Origin of the sequence: Gordonia sp. DT218 (assembly GCF_049847105.1) — a bacterium.
Classification (GTDB): Bacteria; Actinomycetota; Actinomycetes; order Mycobacteriales; family Mycobacteriaceae; genus Gordonia.
Map to the genome: position 1 here is coordinate 840,130 of NZ_JBNCNS010000002.1, position 16,181 is coordinate 856,310.

Annotated in this window: 15 protein-coding genes; 8 read left to right on the top strand and 7 right to left on the bottom strand. The window is 69.0% G+C overall.

Features of this window, described 5'->3' with window-relative positions:
- Positions 1 to 129 precede the first annotated feature (129 nt).
- The gene (locus tag ACPXCG_RS10770) at positions 130 to 1,077 is read right to left on the bottom strand and encodes an SDR family NAD(P)-dependent oxidoreductase (RefSeq protein WP_425791820.1); all 948 of its coding nucleotides are present in this window, start codon (positions 1,075 to 1,077) and stop codon (positions 130 to 132) included.
- Between the two features lie 133 nt (positions 1,078 to 1,210).
- Between ACPXCG_RS10770 and ACPXCG_RS10775 the strand changes: the two genes are divergently transcribed.
- Complete coding sequence (locus tag ACPXCG_RS10775) at positions 1,211 to 2,068, top strand: helix-turn-helix transcriptional regulator (protein WP_425791822.1); 858 nt, start codon at positions 1,211 to 1,213, stop codon at positions 2,066 to 2,068.
- Positions 2,069 to 2,092: 24 nt separating this feature from the next.
- Here ACPXCG_RS10775 and ACPXCG_RS10780 read toward each other — a convergent pair whose 3' ends face one another.
- A complete protein-coding gene (locus tag ACPXCG_RS10780; protein ID WP_425791824.1) occupies positions 2,093 to 3,637 on the bottom strand; it encodes a leucyl aminopeptidase in 1,545 nt (514 codons plus the stop codon).
- A 97-nt stretch (positions 3,638 to 3,734) separates the two neighbouring features.
- On the opposite strand from ACPXCG_RS10780, the gene gcvT reads away from it, so the two are divergent.
- On the top strand, positions 3,735 to 4,844 hold the full coding sequence (gcvT, locus tag ACPXCG_RS10785; protein ID WP_425791826.1) for a glycine cleavage system aminomethyltransferase GcvT: 1,110 nt from the start codon (positions 3,735 to 3,737) through the stop codon (positions 4,842 to 4,844).
- 100 nt (positions 4,845 to 4,944) lie between these two features.
- Positions 4,945 to 6,051, top strand: a complete 1,107-nt coding sequence (locus ACPXCG_RS10790; RefSeq protein WP_425791828.1) for a branched-chain amino acid aminotransferase — start codon at positions 4,945 to 4,947, stop codon at positions 6,049 to 6,051.
- Between the two features lie 51 nt (positions 6,052 to 6,102).
- On the opposite strand, the gene ACPXCG_RS10795 is transcribed toward ACPXCG_RS10790, so the two are convergent.
- Positions 6,103 to 7,668 (bottom strand): MFS transporter, encoded by a 1,566-nt coding sequence (locus ACPXCG_RS10795; RefSeq protein WP_425791830.1) that lies wholly within the window; start codon positions 7,666 to 7,668, stop codon positions 6,103 to 6,105.
- 111 nt (positions 7,669 to 7,779) lie between these two features.
- Here ACPXCG_RS10795 and ACPXCG_RS10800 point away from each other — a divergent pair, with 111 nt between their 5' ends.
- Positions 7,780 to 8,814, top strand: a complete 1,035-nt coding sequence (locus tag ACPXCG_RS10800) for an Lrp/AsnC family transcriptional regulator (RefSeq protein ID WP_425791832.1) — start codon at positions 7,780 to 7,782, stop codon at positions 8,812 to 8,814.
- A gap of 33 nt (positions 8,815 to 8,847) precedes the next feature.
- Here the strand turns inward: ACPXCG_RS10800 and ACPXCG_RS10805 are convergent, their stop codons facing one another.
- Genes ACPXCG_RS10805 through ACPXCG_RS10815 form a run of 3 tightly spaced genes read right to left on the bottom strand, consistent with a single transcriptional unit; the run spans position 8,848 to position 12,201 of the window.
- Complete coding sequence (locus tag ACPXCG_RS10805; protein ID WP_425791834.1) at positions 8,848 to 9,651, bottom strand: adenosylcobinamide-GDP ribazoletransferase; 804 nt, start codon at positions 9,649 to 9,651, stop codon at positions 8,848 to 8,850.
- An 8-nt stretch (positions 9,652 to 9,659) separates the two neighbouring features.
- Positions 9,660 to 11,504, bottom strand: a complete 1,845-nt coding sequence (cobT, locus tag ACPXCG_RS10810; RefSeq protein WP_425791835.1) for a nicotinate-nucleotide--dimethylbenzimidazole phosphoribosyltransferase — start codon at positions 11,502 to 11,504, stop codon at positions 9,660 to 9,662.
- A gap of 4 nt (positions 11,505 to 11,508) precedes the next feature.
- Positions 11,509 to 12,201 (bottom strand): DUF3043 domain-containing protein, encoded by a 693-nt coding sequence (locus ACPXCG_RS10815; RefSeq protein WP_425791837.1) that lies wholly within the window; start codon positions 12,199 to 12,201, stop codon positions 11,509 to 11,511.
- 106 nt (positions 12,202 to 12,307) lie between these two features.
- Between ACPXCG_RS10815 and ACPXCG_RS10820 the strand changes: the two genes are divergently transcribed.
- The 4 genes from ACPXCG_RS10820 (at position 12,308) to ACPXCG_RS10835 (ending at position 15,965) form a co-directional block, all read left to right on the top strand.
- Positions 12,308 to 13,399 carry a glycerate kinase gene (locus ACPXCG_RS10820; RefSeq protein ID WP_425791839.1) on the top strand — a complete coding sequence of 364 codons (1,092 nt, stop codon included), beginning with the start codon at positions 12,308 to 12,310 and terminating at the stop codon, positions 13,397 to 13,399.
- A gap of 6 nt (positions 13,400 to 13,405) precedes the next feature.
- Positions 13,406 to 14,359 carry an EamA family transporter RarD gene (gene rarD, locus ACPXCG_RS10825; RefSeq protein ID WP_425791841.1) on the top strand — a complete coding sequence of 318 codons (954 nt, stop codon included), beginning with the start codon at positions 13,406 to 13,408 and terminating at the stop codon, positions 14,357 to 14,359.
- A gap of 152 nt (positions 14,360 to 14,511) precedes the next feature.
- Positions 14,512 to 14,874, top strand: coding sequence for a HesB/IscA family protein (locus tag ACPXCG_RS10830; protein ID WP_425791843.1), 363 nt, complete (start codon positions 14,512 to 14,514; stop codon positions 14,872 to 14,874).
- Positions 14,875 to 14,993: 119 nt separating this feature from the next.
- Positions 14,994 to 15,965, top strand: a complete 972-nt coding sequence (locus ACPXCG_RS10835) for a carbohydrate kinase family protein (RefSeq protein ID WP_425791845.1) — start codon at positions 14,994 to 14,996, stop codon at positions 15,963 to 15,965.
- Here ACPXCG_RS10835 and ACPXCG_RS10840 read toward each other — a convergent pair.
- Positions 15,962 to 16,159, bottom strand: a complete 198-nt coding sequence (locus ACPXCG_RS10840) for a hypothetical protein (protein WP_425791847.1) — start codon at positions 16,157 to 16,159, stop codon at positions 15,962 to 15,964. The genes ACPXCG_RS10835 and ACPXCG_RS10840 overlap by 4 nt on opposite strands.
- Between the last annotated feature and the right edge of the window lie 22 nt (positions 16,160 to 16,181).

The window sequence follows — 16,181 nt, forward strand, 5'->3', positions numbered from 1 at the left end:
GTCTGCGCGCCGCGGTGTGTGCGCCGTCGGTGCACGGGGACGGGCTGTGGCGGGTGAGCCGTCCGTCCCTGAGCTACCCTACCCGGCACGCGTCACACGGACCGGGTGTGCCCGGACATTTGCCGCGCGTCACGCGCCGGCCCGCTCAGCGGCGTTCAGGAGTTCTGTTGTGGCCTCCCACAACCTCGCCTCGCGGGCCGGATCGGTCGCGAAGGGTTTCACGTCGCATTCGGCGTCGACGACCACGAACGCGCCGTCCTTCAGGTGCGCCCAGCGGTCATCGAGGACGATCGACGCGAGTGCGGGACCGGATTTCGTGGGCGATGAAACCCCCGGGATCCGTTCGATCGCGCGGCCGATCTGCTGCGTGCGCGGTCCGTGCTGCCGCGACAAACCGGTGCCGGGCATGAATCCCGGCTCGAACACCATCACCGAGATCCCGGGCCGCACACGCCGCTGCAGTTCGTGTGCGTAGTAGAGGATCGCGAGTTTGGAGTCGGAGTAGGCGACGCCACCTGCCTCGAGGGACGCCGACGTCCCGGGCGTGGCGGCGCGGGCGAGCTCGACCGGATCACGCCATGCTGCGGCCGGGACGTGGAGAACTCGGCGGAAGATGTTCTGGTGGTATGTGTTCGATCCCAGCAAAACGATGCGCGCAGGTGGTGCGAAGGTCTCGAGGAGGTCGCCGATCAGTTGTGCATGCGCGAGGTGATTCACGGCGAAGGTCATCTCGAACCCGTCGGCGGAGGCGACGCGGGTGTCGACCACCGATATCCCGGCATTGGCCACCAGGGCGTGCAGCGGGTGTACTGCGCCGTCGTCGATCAGCTGCCGGGCCGTCCTCGCTGCATCCCGCACGTCGGCCAGGCGTGCGAGGTCGGCACCGATCTCATGGACGTTCGTCCCGGTCGCGCGGGCGGCATCGGCGATCTCGCCGAGTGCCCGACCAGGTCTCCCGACCAGCAGCAGATCCGGGCGGCCGGCCGCCGGGCGGTTCGCGATCGCCATCGTGGTGGCTCGTCCGAGACCGCCGGTCGGGCCGGTGATCAACACGGTGCCCGGTGTTGTCGTGGTCATTGTCGTCTCCGTTCGTCGTGGGTGAGTCCCGAGATCGAGACTCACCCACGCGGTGGCGGACAGGCAGTCGTCGACTTTTCGTAGGACTGCCAGGGCCAGGACAACGACCGTCGCGGATGTGCACACTCGAAGGGTGCAATCGTGGGAGTTCGGCCGGATGGTCCGTCAGTGGCGCGACCGGCTCGAGCCGTCGGCCGTGGGCGTCCCGGTGGCCGGCCGCCGACGTGCGGCCGGGCTGCGGCGAGAGGAACTCGCCTGGCTGGCCGGTATCTCCGTGGACTACCTCACGCGACTCGAGCAAGGTCGATCGACATCACCCTCGGTGCAGGTCGTGGAGAGTCTCGCCCGTTCGCTGCGCCTCGGCGATGCCGAACGGGATCTCCTGTTCCGCCTGGCCGGGCATGCCACGCCGGGTCGGGACGTGGTGTCGGCGCGCATCACGCCGAGTGTGCAACGACTGCTCGACCGGCTGGCCAACACCCCCGTCGCCGTCTACGACGCGACCTGGACACTCATCGTCGCCAATGCGCCGTATGACGCATTGATGGGTGCCACGACGGACTTGCGGGGGATCGAACGCAACAGTGTCTGGCGCAACCTCGTCGGGCCGGGAACACGAGCGGTCCACTCGCCCGACGAGCAGGCGGAATTCGAGGCCGGCCTGATCGGCGATCTGCGTCTGACCGCCGCTCGCTATCCGGCCGATCACCGGTTGCGCGACCTCGTCGCCGAGCTGTCGGTGCTGGGCCCGCGTTTCGTCGACCTCTGGGAATCGGGCGAGGTCGGGCGGCAAGCGGATCCAGGGAGGCGAAAGACGATCGATCACCCCGACGTCGGCTTGATCACACTCGACTGCGACACCATGATCGTCGCCGCCGACGACATCCGGATCATGATCTACACCGCGGAGCCCGGCACCGAGGACGCCGAACGGCTCGCGCTCGCGATAGTCCTCGGCACCCAGCGCATGGTCGAGGGTCTGCAACCCTGATCGACTCGCCGACGCGCGGCGTGCTCAGCCGTGCTCGGCGATGTCCTCGAGCACCCGGGCGATGGTGCGGACCGGCACGCCGGTCCCGCCCTTGGTCGTGTAGCCCCAGGGGCCGGACGTGTTGAACGCCGGACCCGCGATGTCGATGTGAGCCCACCCGACGGACTCGGCGACGAACTCCTTGAGGAACAGTCCGGCCGACAACATGCCGCCGTTCCGGTGGTTCGTCACGTTCGCCAGGTCGGCCACCCGCGACTTGAGGTCACCGCGCAACTCGGTGGGCAGTGGCATGGCCCAACCGTTCTCGCCGACCTCGCGCGACAAGGCCGCGACGCGATCGCGGAAGTCGTCGGTGCCCATCACACCCGGGGTGCGCGCCCCCAGGGCCACCATCTGCGCCCCGGTCAGCGTGGCGGTGTCGATGAGGTAGTCCGGTTCGTCCTCGCAGGCCCGCACGATCGCATCGGCCAGGATGAGCCGGCCTTCGGCGTCGGTGTTGAGGACCTCGACGGTGGTGCCGCCGTACTGGGTGAGCACGTCGCCCGGTCGCTGCGCGGTCGCCGACGGCATGTTCTCCGCCATCGGCACGGTGGCCGTCACCGAGACGTCGAGCTCGAGTCGCGCGGCGAGGATGGTGGCCGCGATGACCGCGGCCGCGCCGCCCATGTCCGAGGTCATGTGGTCCATGTTCGCTGCCGGCTTGATCGAGATGCCGCCGGTGTCGAAGGTGATGCCCTTGCCGACGAGCGCCACCTTCTTGGCGTCCTTCTTGCCGGTGTGCACCAGACGCACCAGCCGCGGCAGACGCGACGAGCCCTTGCCGACGCCGATGATGCCGCCGTATCCGGCCTTCTCCAGTGCGGTGTCGTCGAGCACCTCGACCTTGAGGCCGACGGCGCTGCCCAGCACGCGGGCGCGCTCGGCGAACTCCTCGGGATAGAGGTGACTGGGCGGGGTGTTCACGAAGTCACGGGCGATGGCCACCGAATCGGCCACCGCGGCCGCGTGGGCCAGTTCGGCCTTGGCCGTCCGGCTCTTGTCCTCGACGAGCAGCGTGATCGTGGTCGGGAGCGACTTCTTGGGACGGGTCTTCTCCGACCGGAAGATGTCGAATCGGTACGCGCCCAGGAAGAATCCCTCGGCGGCCGCGGCCAGGTTCACCGCCGACAGGGTGGTGGCCGCCTGCGCGTGGCCGTCGAGTTCACGCGCCGCGATCCCGGCGGCCTGCCGGACCTGTTCCGGATCGTCGAGGTTGTCGGCGGTGCCGAGTCCGACGGCGACGATGACGTCGACGTCCAGGCCCTCGGGGGCCGGGAGCCGGGTGATCTCGCCGTGCGAGCCGGTCGCGCCGAGGCGGCGGGCGGCCGCGCCGACGAACTCGGCCTGCGCATCATCGAAGATCCCGTCGCCGATCACGAGGGTGGGGTCGGCGTCGGTACCGGTGCCCTCCTTCTCACTGTTCTCGGGTTTGATCAGGCCGATCACCAGGGCCTCGTCGGCCTTGCCGAGGGTGGTCGCCAACTCCAGTTCCGGGCCGCGCACGCGGTCAGTCGTCTCGTTCTTGCTCACGGCACAACTGTGCCACAGGGCCTGCCGACGCGGCGGAGGGCGACGGGGCGTGCGGCATCGCGGTCATGTGGCTCCGGTCCCAGTACGGTAGGTGTCCATGAGTGAACTCCTTGCGGGCCCGATCGCCGACCGCCATGGTGCTCTCGGCGCCACCTTCGCCGCCTTCGGTGGCTGGGACATGCCGGTCTCCTATGCCGGAACCGTTGCCGAGCACACCGCCGTCCGCGAGAGCGTCGGCATCTTCGACGTGAGTCATCTCGGCAAGGCCGTCGTCGCGGGGCCGGGGGCGGCGGACCTGGTGAATCGCACACTGACCAACGACCTCGCCAAGATCGCACCGGGCAAGGCGCAATACACGCTGTGCTGCAATGAATCCGGCGGTGTTGTCGATGACCTCATCACCTATCTGGTGAGCGACGACGAGGTGTTCCTGATACCGAACGCGGCGAACACCGCGAGCGTGGTCGAACGACTGGCGGCGGCGGCACCGGACGGTGTCACCGTGACGGATCGCCATCGCGAGTACGCCGTGCTGGCCGTGCAGGGACCGAAGGCTCCCGATGCCCTCGCGCGCGTAGGGCTGCCCACCGAGATGGAGTACATGGCCTTCACCGACGCAGAGCTGACCACCGAGGTCGGAACGCTGCCGGTGCGCGTGTGCCGGACGGGGTACACCGGGGAGCGCGGATACGAGCTGCTGCCGCGATGGGACGACGCCGGGCCGGTGTTCGATGCGCTGTTGTCGGCGGTCACCGACCTCGGCGGTCAGCCGGCGGGTCTGGGCGCCCGGGACACCCTCCGGACCGAGATGGGATATGCGCTGCACGGGCACGAACTGAGCCCCGACATCACGCCCGTGCAGGCCCGGTCGGGCTGGGCGGTCGGTTGGAAGAAGCCCGAGTTCTTCGGCCGGGAGTCTCTCATCGCCGAGAAGGCCGCCGGCCCGGCCCGACGGCTGCACGGACTGAAGGCGACCGGGCGCGGCGTACCGCGGGCGGAGTGCGCGGTGCTGTCGGGGCCGGGTGGCGCGCAGATCGGCACGTGCACGTCGGGGACCTTCTCGCCGACGCTCAAGCAGGGCATCGCGCTCGCGCTGCTGGCCACCGATGCCGGGATCGCCGTCGGCGACGAGGTGGTGGTGGACGTCCGCGGGCGGGACCTGGTGTGCGAGGTCGTCGCACCGCCGTTCGTCACGCCGCACGTCTGACCTCGGGGTCGACCCCGGCCGCCGCCCCGCGGACCGCGACCGTGTCCCGACGATGATGGCGGGCGACAACTCGTTTGCGGTGCGGCGGTACGATTGGCCAATGACCTTGCAGTTCACGCGTACCGAGCATCCCCACCCGGTGTCGGAGAATCGTCGGTCGGAGATCCTCTCCGCCCCCGGTTTCGGCAAATTCTTCACCGACAACATGGTGTTGGTCGACTACGACGTGGATCGCGGGTGGCACAACGCGCAGGTGCGCCCCTACGCGCCGATCGCGCTCGATCCGTCGGCGATGGTGCTGCATTACGGCCAGGAGGTCTTCGAGGGGCTCAAGGCCTACCGTCAGCCCGACGGCTCGATCGCCGCATTCCGTCCGGAGGCCAACGGCGTGCGGATGCAGCGTTCCGCCGAGCGTCTGGCGATGCCACCGCTGCCCGTCGAGGACTTCATCGCGTCGCTGCGGGTGCTGCTCGACGCCGACAACGAGTGGGTGCCCGCCGCCGGCGGCGAGGAAGCCCTCTATCTGCGTCCCTTCATGTTCGCGTCGCAGGCCGGCCTCGGCGTCAACGCGCCGTCCAACCAGTACATCTACTCGGTCATCGCGTCTCCGGCCGGGGCGTACTTCTCGGGCGGCATCAAGCCGGTCAGCGTCTGGCTCTCCACCGAGTACGTCCGCGCCGCACCGGGCGGTACCGGATTCGCCAAATGCGGTGGCAACTACGCGGCCGCCTTCCTCGCACAGGCACAGGCCACCCAGCACGGCTGCGATCAGGTCGTCTGGCTCGACGCCGTCGAACGCCGCTACATCGAGGAGATGGGCGGCATGAATCTGTTCTTCGTGTTCGGGTCCGGCGCGGATGCGCGGCTCGTGACCCCGGAGCTGAGCGGTTCGTTGCTGCCCGGCATCACCCGGGAGTCCTTGCTGCAGTTGGCAACCGACGCCGGCTTCGCCGTCGAGGAACGACGTATCACGACCGAGGAACTGCGTAAGGGAGTTGCTACGGGCGACATCACCGAGGTCTTCGCCTGCGGGACCGCGGCCGTCATCACCCCGGTCGGCCGGGTCAAGGGCGACACCGAGGACTACATGATCGGCGATGGTTCGGCGGGCGAGGTGACCCAGGCGTTGCGCGACACGCTGACCGGGATTCAGCGTGGCACCTTCGCCGACACGCACGGCTGGATGACCGAGCTGTACCGACGCTGACAGGCCCCTCGTGGTCCGAGGGCCACGAGGGGCGTGTCATGGTTCGGTCGCTCAGGATGTCGGGGTACCGGCCGGCCGGGCATAGGTGTCCGGCCGCTCACCGTTCGGCGGTTGATCCGCGACGAAGTCCTTGCTGCGGATCAGGAGCAACGCGCACACGGCGCCGACGAGTGCCACCGATCCGCTGACGACGAACAGCAGGTTCATCGCGTCGGCGAAGCCGGTGTGGACGGCGCCGACCACCTCCCCGCGCAGTCCGGCGGGAAGCGACTGTAGGACCGGACCCAAGGCGCCGTTGTGCGCAGCATCGGCGAGATCATCTGCCCGACTGCCGAGCTCACCGTTCCCGGACAGGCTCCCGCTGATCGACGACGACATCCGCGCGGAGAACAACGAACCATAGACCGCGATCCCGACGGCGATCCCGACCTGACGGAACGTGTTGTTGATCCCCGACGCCATCCCGGACCGGTGCACCTCGACGACGCCGACAGCGGTCGAGGCCAGTGGTGGATTGACCAGGCCGCTGCCGATGCCGGCGACGAGCAGGCCGGGGATGAGATGCGTCCAGGCGGTGTCACCGTCGAGGCCGGTCATCAGCAGTAGGCCCAGGCCCACCCCGAACAACCCCGGCCCGATGAGCCACCGTGCCGGTACGTGCGAGGACACACGTCCCGCGATGGTGGCGACGACCATGGTGGCGCCGGACATCAGCAACAACCGCACACCGGTCTGCAATGCCGAGTAGCCCAGACTGTCCTGGAGATAGATCACCAGATAGAGCAGCACCGCGAACAGTGAGCCGTTCATCGTGAAGGCGGCGATGGACCCGCCCAGGAAGGTCGGGATCCGCAGCAGCGACAGGTCGAGCATCGGTTCGGCGACGCGTAGTTCGATGACGACGAACGCGATGAGCGCGACCGCTGCGACAACGAACGACACGATGACACCGGTGTCCGACCACGAGCTCTCGCCGGCCTCGGTGAGCCCGAAGACCAGTGCGAACAGGCCGCCGGTGAAACTGATCATGCCCGCCCAGTCGATGCGTCGCGCATGTGGTGAGCGTGATTCGTCGACGCGGGTCAACGCGACCCACAACGCGAGGATGCCGATCGGCAGATTGACGAGAAAGATTCCGCGCCAGCTGATCCCAGTGGTGATGAGGCCGCCGAGAATGGGGCCGAGTGCGGTCGAGATGCCGGTGACGGCCCCCCACGCACTGAACGCGACGCCGCGCTCGCGGCCGTGGAACGTCGAGGCCAGCAACGCCAGCGACGTCGCGAAGAGCATGGCGCCACCGACGCCCTGGACGGCGCGGGAGACGACGAGCATCATCGGGTCCGCGGCGACACCGCACAACAGCGAACCGAGGGTGAAGACGACCAGGCCGACGACGAAGACGAGTTTGCGGCCGAAGCGATCGGCAAGGGATCCAGACGTCAACAACAACGCCGCGAGTGCGAGCGCGTAGGCGTCGGTCACCCACTGCAACTGGCTGAAGCTGGCGCCCAGTGCATGCTGGATATCCGGCAGGGCGACCACGACGATCGTGACGTCGAGTAACAACATGAACGTCGCCGCACAGACCACCACAAGGGTCCACCATCTGCGTGCCATGAAAACCTCCTGAAGACTCTGGCCGAGCGCGATGGATCTCGGACCTCGACAAGTGTCGTCGCAATCGCCTTCGAGACTGCCACCAGTCGGTCGAAACGTAGAATTCTTCTCATGCCGGCCCCTGATCCTCGTGATTCCTCCACCATCGATGCACTCGATGCGCAGATCACTCGGGCGATTCAGCTCTCGCCGCGGGCATCGTTCGGCCAGATGGCCGATGTGCTCGGGGTGGCCGAGCAGACGGTGGCCCGCAGGTATCGGCGCCTTCGTCGGGACGGTCTGATGCGCGTGACCGTCGCGATCGAGCCACGATCGATCGGCGTCACGGTGTGGATGGTTCGGGTCCGCTGTCGGCCGGAGAACGCCGGCCCCATCGCCGATGCCCTCGGCAGGCGTGACGACGTGTCGTGGGTCTCGATCCTCTCGGCCGGATGGGAGGTCGCGTTCAACCTGAGGTCGGCCACCGAATCCGAGACCGACGAGCTGCTCACCAGGCTGCTGCCGAGGGCGGCGCCGGTACTGGACGTGTCGGCCGCGGCGGTCATGCACACGTTCGTCGGAGGTGCGCCGACCGACTGGGAGGGCTGGCGTGATGTGCTGAGCCGGGATCAGGCAGATGCCTTGGTGTCCACCAGGATCCCCGTGACCACCGACCGTGGCCCGGTGGAGTTGTCGCCCGGTGACCGCGCACTGGTCGAGCGTCTCTCACACGACGGTCGGTCGCCGTATTCGTCCCTGGCGCGGACCCTCGGCAGCACTCCGGGGCAGGTCACCAGGCGTATCCAGACGCTGGTGTCGTCGGGGGTGATCTATTTCGACGTCGACCTGGCCCCGGCGGCTACCGGCCGGTTTCTCTCGGCGTTACTGTGGTTGACCGTCGCGCCCGGTCGGCTGCGTGCCGTCGGCGATGCCCTGGCCGAACATCCCGACGTCCCGTTCGCGGCGGCGGTCACCGGCGCCTCGAACATGATCGCCTCGGTCGCCGCGGTCGACGTTCCCGGCCTCTACGATTTCGTCGTCACCGTTCTCGCCGATCTCGACGGTGTGACCGGATACGAGCTGGCTCCCATGACGCGGCGGATCAAACACGCCGGATCGTTGGTCTCGGGGGACCGGTTGGCGCCACCGCCGGTCGCGTCCCGCTGACTTGTCGGGTGCGACAGGTCGATCCCGGTGGCCTCAGACCAGGAGACCGATCACCATCAGGGTCGTACCGAGTTCGATGACGGCGCCGAGGACGTCGCCGGAGATCCCGCCCATCCGTCGCGCGCAGTGGCGGGTGAAGGCCCAGGTGAACAGCCACACCACACCGGCCGCGACAACCGCCTGGACGGCCGTCGCGACTGCCGACGTGCCGACCGTGGTACCGGCGAGCCAGAGCCCGGACACCGCGGCCGCGACGATCCCGATCGCCGGCCACACGACGGCCGAGACGTGTTGGGTGCCCGCCACGAGTGCGCCGAATCCGTTCGGGTGCGCCGACCCGAGGCCCTGTCGCGTGCCGATCACCGCGGCCACCCGACCCGTGGCGATCGCTAGTGCGATCGCATACCAGCGACCATCGTCGCCGAGGGCAGCGAAGCCGAGGCCTTGGATCACGATCACGCCGACCACCGTGGCGACCCCGAAGGGGCCGACCGTGCCGCTGCGCATCACCTCGGCCACCCGCTCGGGCGTGCCGTAGCAACCCAGGCCGTCGGCGGTGTCGGCGAGACCGTCGAGATGCATGCCGCGGGTGGCCAGACCCAGTGCCGCCACCAGCAGGAAACCGATCATCGCCGATGGGAGGTCGGTGTAGGAGAGTCCCCATGTCAGCGTGGCGCCCACGCCACCGAGGACGGCGCCCACGACCGGTACCGCGCTCATCACGGCGCCGCCGAGACGTCGATCGACCGGTCCCGCGGCGTCGACCCAGCTGTGCGGTATGGGCAGCACGGTCAGCCACGAGAACGCCACACCGACGGCCCGCACTGAGGACGCCATGGTCGTCGTCAGATGGTGGAGGCGCTCGAGGCCGCCGCCGTCTCGGTGGTGTCGCCATCGGTGCTGACCTGGTCGGAGGTCGCCGGGTCGGGGTTGAGGCCGCCGGTTGAGGCGTCGGGGGCAGCCGATCCGCTGACGCCCGCGTCGGCAAAGGTCGCCATCGACGTCAGGATGTCCACCGACGACGCGACGATCGGCAGTGCGGTGAGAGCGCCGCTGCCCTCGCCGAGGCGCATCGAGAGGTCGAGCACCGGCTCGAGATCGAGGTGTTCGAGAGCGACGGTGTGGGCGGGTTCGACGGAGCGATGGCCGGCGAGCCACCAGTGCGTCGCACCCGGGGCGAGCTCGTTGGCGACCATCGCGGCTGCGGTGACGACCATGCCGTCGAGGATCACCGGGGTGCGGCGCACGGCCGCCTGTGCGAGGAACCCGGCAAGTGCGGTGAGGTCGGCGCCCGCGACCGCGGCGAGCAGCGAGAGCGGATCGTGCACGTGACGTCGCGCCCGGCGCATGCCGTCGCGGATGGCCGCGGTCTTGCGAATCCACCCGGCATCGTCGATACCTGTTCCGCGCCCGACGATCTCGACCGGCTCACGCCGCGTCAGGGTACCGATCAGCACAGTCGCCGGGGTGGTGTTGCCGATCCCCATCTCGCCCCCCATGAGGAGGTCCGCGCCGGAGTCGACGAGCTCGTCGGCGATCGCGCGGCCCGCTGCCAGAGCTTCCCGCGCCTCAGCGAGTGTGAGGGCATCGGTGATGCGCAGGTCGCCGCTGCTGCGCCGGACCTTGTAGCGGGAGACGTCGGGTGCGGTATCGGCGTCGACGGACATGTCGACGACCCGCACTGAGGCCCCGGCACGCCGGGCGAGGATGTTGACAGCCGCACCACCAGAGGCGATGTTGGCCACCATCTGGGCGGTCACCTCGGACGGGAAGGCCGACACCCCGGACTGCGCGACGCCATGATCGCCGGCGAACACGACCACCGACGGCGCAGTCAGTTGCTTTGGGGGACAGGCGCCCTGGCATGAGGCGAGCCAGACCCCGATGTCCTCGAGGCGTCCGAGCGAGCCTGGCGGTTTGGTGAGCTCGAGGTGCCGTGCACGCGCGGCCGCGGCCGTGGCGATATCGGGCGGTTCGACCGGCGGGAAGTTCTCGGCATCGGTCGGATCCACCTGCCCACCCGTCGTCGGCGCCGGGGTGGTCGCCGCCGCAGTCTGCTTTTCTGGTGCTGTCGGCGTGGAATCGGTTGCTGTCGGCGTAAGAACGGTTGCTGTCGGCGCGGGCGCGGGCGCGGGCGCGAGTGTCGGTGCCGATGCCGATGCCGGGAGCTCGAGCACGCGTCCGGCGACCGTCAGGACCACGCGATCGCAGACCGCCGCGACGGCCTCGTTGAGGGCGCCCAACTCATCCTGGAAACGTCGGCCGGCCGGCGTCGGAGGAACCACGGACAGCCCGACCTCGGGGCTGATGATGACCAGATCTCCGGTGAAATCGGCGATGGCCGAGCAGATCTCGGTGCGGACGGAGGTGAGATCGACCGGCGCGTCGCCCCATCCGCCGACTGCGTCGAGCTGCGCGGCCAGCCAGTTCCCGAGGTCGTCGAGCAATGTCACAGTCTGGTCTGATCGCAGCGCCGCGGCCACGTCGATCGTCTCGACGGTGGTGTACCGGTCGTCGCGGCGAGCGCGATGGGCCGCAAGGCGGGCGACCCATTCGGCGTCCGACGAGGTGGTCGGACCGGTGGCCAGGTAACGCACCGATGGATGGTCGAGCAGCAGTGATTCCCCATGGCCGGATTTACCCGACCGCACTCCGCCGAGGATCAGTGTGCGGGTGCCCCGAGATCCCACCGGATCAGACCTCGTCGCCCGGCGACACCTGCGGTTTGGGAGCGCGCATCATGCGAAGCTGCATGGCGCGGGTGAACGCGTACCAGCCCAGGCGGAACCCGGTCTGCGACGGATCGACGTCGGGGAAGCGTTCGCGTACACGCCGATTCACCAGGCGGCCGAGGATGAACGCGTCGATCGCCATGAAGACCACGAAGACCAACAGCAGCATGTTGGCGAACACGGCGATCTGCGGCACGAACATCACCACGATCAGCACGACCGCGAAGGGCATGAACAGGCCGGCGAAGTTGCGGCGGGAGTCCACGATGTTGCGGGTGAACCGTTTGGCGGGTCCCTTGTCGCGGGGCATGAGGTAGCGCTCGTCGCCCGCCATCATCTTCTCGCGCTGCTCGGTGCGCTGGGTGCGACGATCGTCGGAGACCCTGCGCTTGTCCTCGCGCGACATGCTCGACTTCAGCTCTTTCTTGCGCGCCCGGGCCTCGGACCGCGTGGTCGGCGGGGGCGCGACCGGACCGCGGCGGCGACCCTCGGCCTCTCGCCGGGACGGCGTCGCGCGGCCTTTGGCCGCCGTGTACGCGGTGCCCTTGGAGCCGTTGTTCGCGCTGGTGGACGACTCGTCGTCAGCGGCGATGGACACCTCGGTGTCGGCGCCCTCAGCGGTCGCGTCGTCATCTGACTTCCATGGCAACTTCACACCTTCGAGCCTAGGTGATTCCGCGCTGCCGAGGTTCTCCGACCTCCCTATACTTCGCCCATGGGACGATCACGCTGCCCGCAGATGACGGATCGGTGAGGTCGACATGCAGATCCTGATCGCGCCGGACTCGTTCGGGGACACGCTGTCCGCGGTGGCGGCGGCCGAGGCGATCGCTCGCGGATGGTCGGCGACGCGCCCGACCGACGTGGTGCGGAAGGCGCCGCAGTCCGACGGGGGGCCCGGCTTCGTCGACGTCCTGGCCTCGCGGTTCGGGTCGGTGCGGACCGCGGACGTCCCCGGTCCGCTGGGTGCATCGGTGAGCGCGACCTGGCTCTTCGACGATCGTGGGCCCGACCCGGCGGCGTATATCGAGTGTGCGCAGGCGTGTGGGCTGCACCAGCTCGGTGGTCGGCCCACGCCGCGTACGGCCCTGGCGGCCGACACCGCGGGAGTAGGGATCCTCGTCGCGCAGGCCCTCGACGCGGGTGCCCGGCGGATCGTCGTCGGCCTCGGCGGATCGGCGACCAATGACGGTGGACGCGGCCTGATCGATGCGCTGGGCGGCCCCGGGGAGGCCACCAGGATATTCGACGGCGTCGAGCTCGTCGCCGCATCCGATGTGGAGAACCCCCTGCTCGGCGAGCTCGGCGCGGTCGCGGTGTTCGGCCGGCAGAAGGGCGCGGATCCGGCTACCGCGCTGCGCTTGGAAGAACGGATGACGCAGTGGTCGCGGGTGCTGGCCGGGATGGCCGGACGTGACGTCTCCGACGAGCCGGGCGCGGGCGCGGCGGGTGGCCTCGGCGCCGCCCTGCTGGCGCTCGGCGGGACCCGGGTCTCCGGGGCCACCGTGGTCGGCGAGGCGACCGGACGCGACGCCGATGTGGCGTCATCGCAGCTGGTGATCACCGGAGAGGGCAAGTTCGACGCCCAGACCCTGCGCGGCAAGGTCGTCGCCGCGCTCACCGCGTCGGCGGCCGGTGCCGGTGTCCCGACCCTCGTCTTCGCCGGTCAGGTGGCTCTGCCGCCGGAGGAGATCGCGGCGGCCGGGATCGCGGCCGCATACGCGATCGTCGATGTGGCGGGTTCGGTCGAGGTGGCGATGACCGACGCCGCCAACCAGTTGTCCCGCTTGGCCGAACAGGCAGCGGCGGACTGGGCCGGTGACTACGAGTCGACGCGGGTCCACGGTGTGTGACGGTCGGTGACCGGGCAGCAGGAGCGAGGGCGGCGCACTCTCGAGATGTCCGGCGCGGCGTATGCGGTGGGCGCCTACGCACTGTGGGGCTTTCTGCCGCTCTATTTCGTGCTGCTCGAACCGACGGGCCCGTGGGAGGTGGTGGCCTGGCGGATTCTGCTGTCCCTGGTGTTCTATGCGGTGCTGGTCCCGGTCATCGGCGGCCGGCCGCGACTGCGGGCGGTACTCGCCGACCGTCGCCTCGTGGTCTGGACCGCAGTGGCGGGCCTGCTGATCTATCTCAACTGGCAGATCTTCCTGATCGCGACCCTCACCGGGCACGTGATCGAGATGAGTCTCGGGTACTTCATCAACCCGATCGTCACGGTCCTGCTCGGGGTCGTCGTGTTGCGCGAGCGGCTGCGGCCCATGCAATGGCTGGCCGTGGGGCTGGCCGTGTCGGCGACGCTGGTGATCGTCGTGGGCTACGGGTCGTTTCCGTGGCTGGCGCTCGGCGTGGCGTTCTCGTTCGGGCTGTACGGACTGGTCAAGAAGCACATCGGGGCCTCGGTGGACGTGACGAGCGGGCTGACGCTGGAATCGCTGTGGCTGGCGCCGCTCGCGATCGGGCAGCTCGTCGTCGTCGGCCTGACCACCGGCCTGACGATGGGTTCCGCGGGGCCCGGGCATGCCGTGCTGCTCGCCCTGGCCGGCGTGGTCACTGCGGCGCCGCTGATGTTGTTCGCGGCCGGGGCCCGGCGCGTCCCCCTGACCGTTCTCGGGATCGCGCAGTTCATCACGCCGACCATGCAGCTGATCATCGGTGTGTGGGTGCTCGACGAACCGATGCCGCCGGAACGCTGGATCGGGTTCGCAATCGTCTGGCTGGCACTCGTCGTGTTCACGCTGGACTCGGTGATCGTCGCGCGCCGGCAGCGGGGTGCCCGGCAGCCCGCGATCGGCGCCCGTGTCGCGGAGTGACCGCGCGAGGTGGCGGGTCCGTGTGCGTGGATCGGCAGGAATAGACGGGGACGGGGTACCGTTGTGATGAGCACGTGGCCGAATCGGCGTGCCGCCGGTCTGTGGACGCGGCCGCCCGAGGAGATCCCGACCCGAGACACACAGGAGCATCGATGACCGTTCAGAACGAATCCGGAACCGCCACCACCACGACCGGTGTCATTCTGTCCGACGCGGCTGCCACCAAAGCGAAGGCGCTGCTCGACCAGGAGGGCCGCGAGGACCTTTCGTTGCGGATCGCGGTTCAGCCCGGCGGTTGCGCGGGCCTGCGTTACCAGCTCTTTTTCGACGATCGCAGCCTCGACGGTGACCTCACCGACGATTTCGGCGGCGTCACTCTCGCAGTGGACCGGATGAGCGCACCCTACGTCGGCGGCGCGACCATCGACTTCGTGGACACGATCGAGAAGCAGGGTTTCACCATCGACAACCCGAACGCCACCGGCAGCTGTGCCTGCGGCGACTCGTTCAACTGAGTCCAGACCCCTTTCGACACTGACCGCATCCCCGTTCCGGGGGTGCGGTCAGTGTCGTCTCGGCGACCTGAGTAGCGTGGATTGCTGTCCAGCTCCCGAAAACCGAAGGGCATCCGCACGTGGCAATCGTTGTCTGTGGCTCCATCGCAACCGACCATCTGATGACCTTCCCCGGGAAGTTCTCCGAGCAGCTGCTCGGAGACCATCTCGAACACATCTCGCTGAGCTTCCTCGTCGAGGATCTGGTCGTCCGACGCGGCGGCGTCGGCGGCAACATCTGTTACGCGATGGGTGAGCTTGGTGGCAGTCCGTCCCTCGTCGGCGCGGTCGGCGCCGACTTCGACGACTATCGCCGCTGGCTCGAGTCGCACGGAGTCGACTGTCGTGCGGTCCGGGTGTCGGACACCAAGCACACCGCGCGGTTCATGTGCACCACCGATCAGACGATGGCGCAGCTCGCGACGTTCTACGCAGGCGCCATGAGCGAGGCCCGCGAGATCGCCCTGTCGGAGGTCGTGGAGCAGGTGGGCACCCCCGAGTTGGTCCTGGTCGGGGCGGACGATCCGGACGCGATGGTGCGGCACACCGACGAATGCCGGGCCCTGGGCATCCCGTTCGCGGCCGATCCGTCCCAGCAGCTTGCACGGCTCGACGGCGAACAGGCCCGCGCTCTCATCGACGGCGCCGCCTATCTGTTCACCAACGAGTACGAATGGGGCCTGCTTCGTCAGAAGACCGGTCTGTCGGAGGCTCAGGTCGCCGACATGGTCGGGGTCCGGGTCACCACGCTCGGCAAGGATGGCGTCGAGATCGTCGGCAAGGACGGTGCCCGGACCCACGTCGGCGTGGTACCGGAGACCGAGAAGGTCGACCCGACCGGCGTCGGCGACGGCTTCCGTGCCGGCTTCCTGACCGCACTCGGCAAGGGACTCGACTTCGAGCGCGCCGCACAGGTCGGATCGATGGTCGCCGTGTTGGTCCTCGAGACCGTCTCGACCCAGGACTGGACCTGGGACCGCGACCTGGCCCTCAAGCGACTTGCCGACGCCTACGGCGATGCGGCATCCACGGAGATCGCGGCGCAGCTCTAGGTCCACGACGCCGCCGGCTTCGCGCCGAGCGCCTTTCGCGCCGGCGGCTTCGCGCCGAGCACCTCTCGCGCCGGCGGATTCGCGCCGAGAGCAACCCAGAATTCGTCGAGAGCAACCAGGGTTTTGTCGATGTCGACCAAATCGACTCGTGGCTGGTTGCTCTCGACGAATTCTGTGTTGCTCTCGGCCTCCATGCTGGTGGCGTTGGGGGAGGTG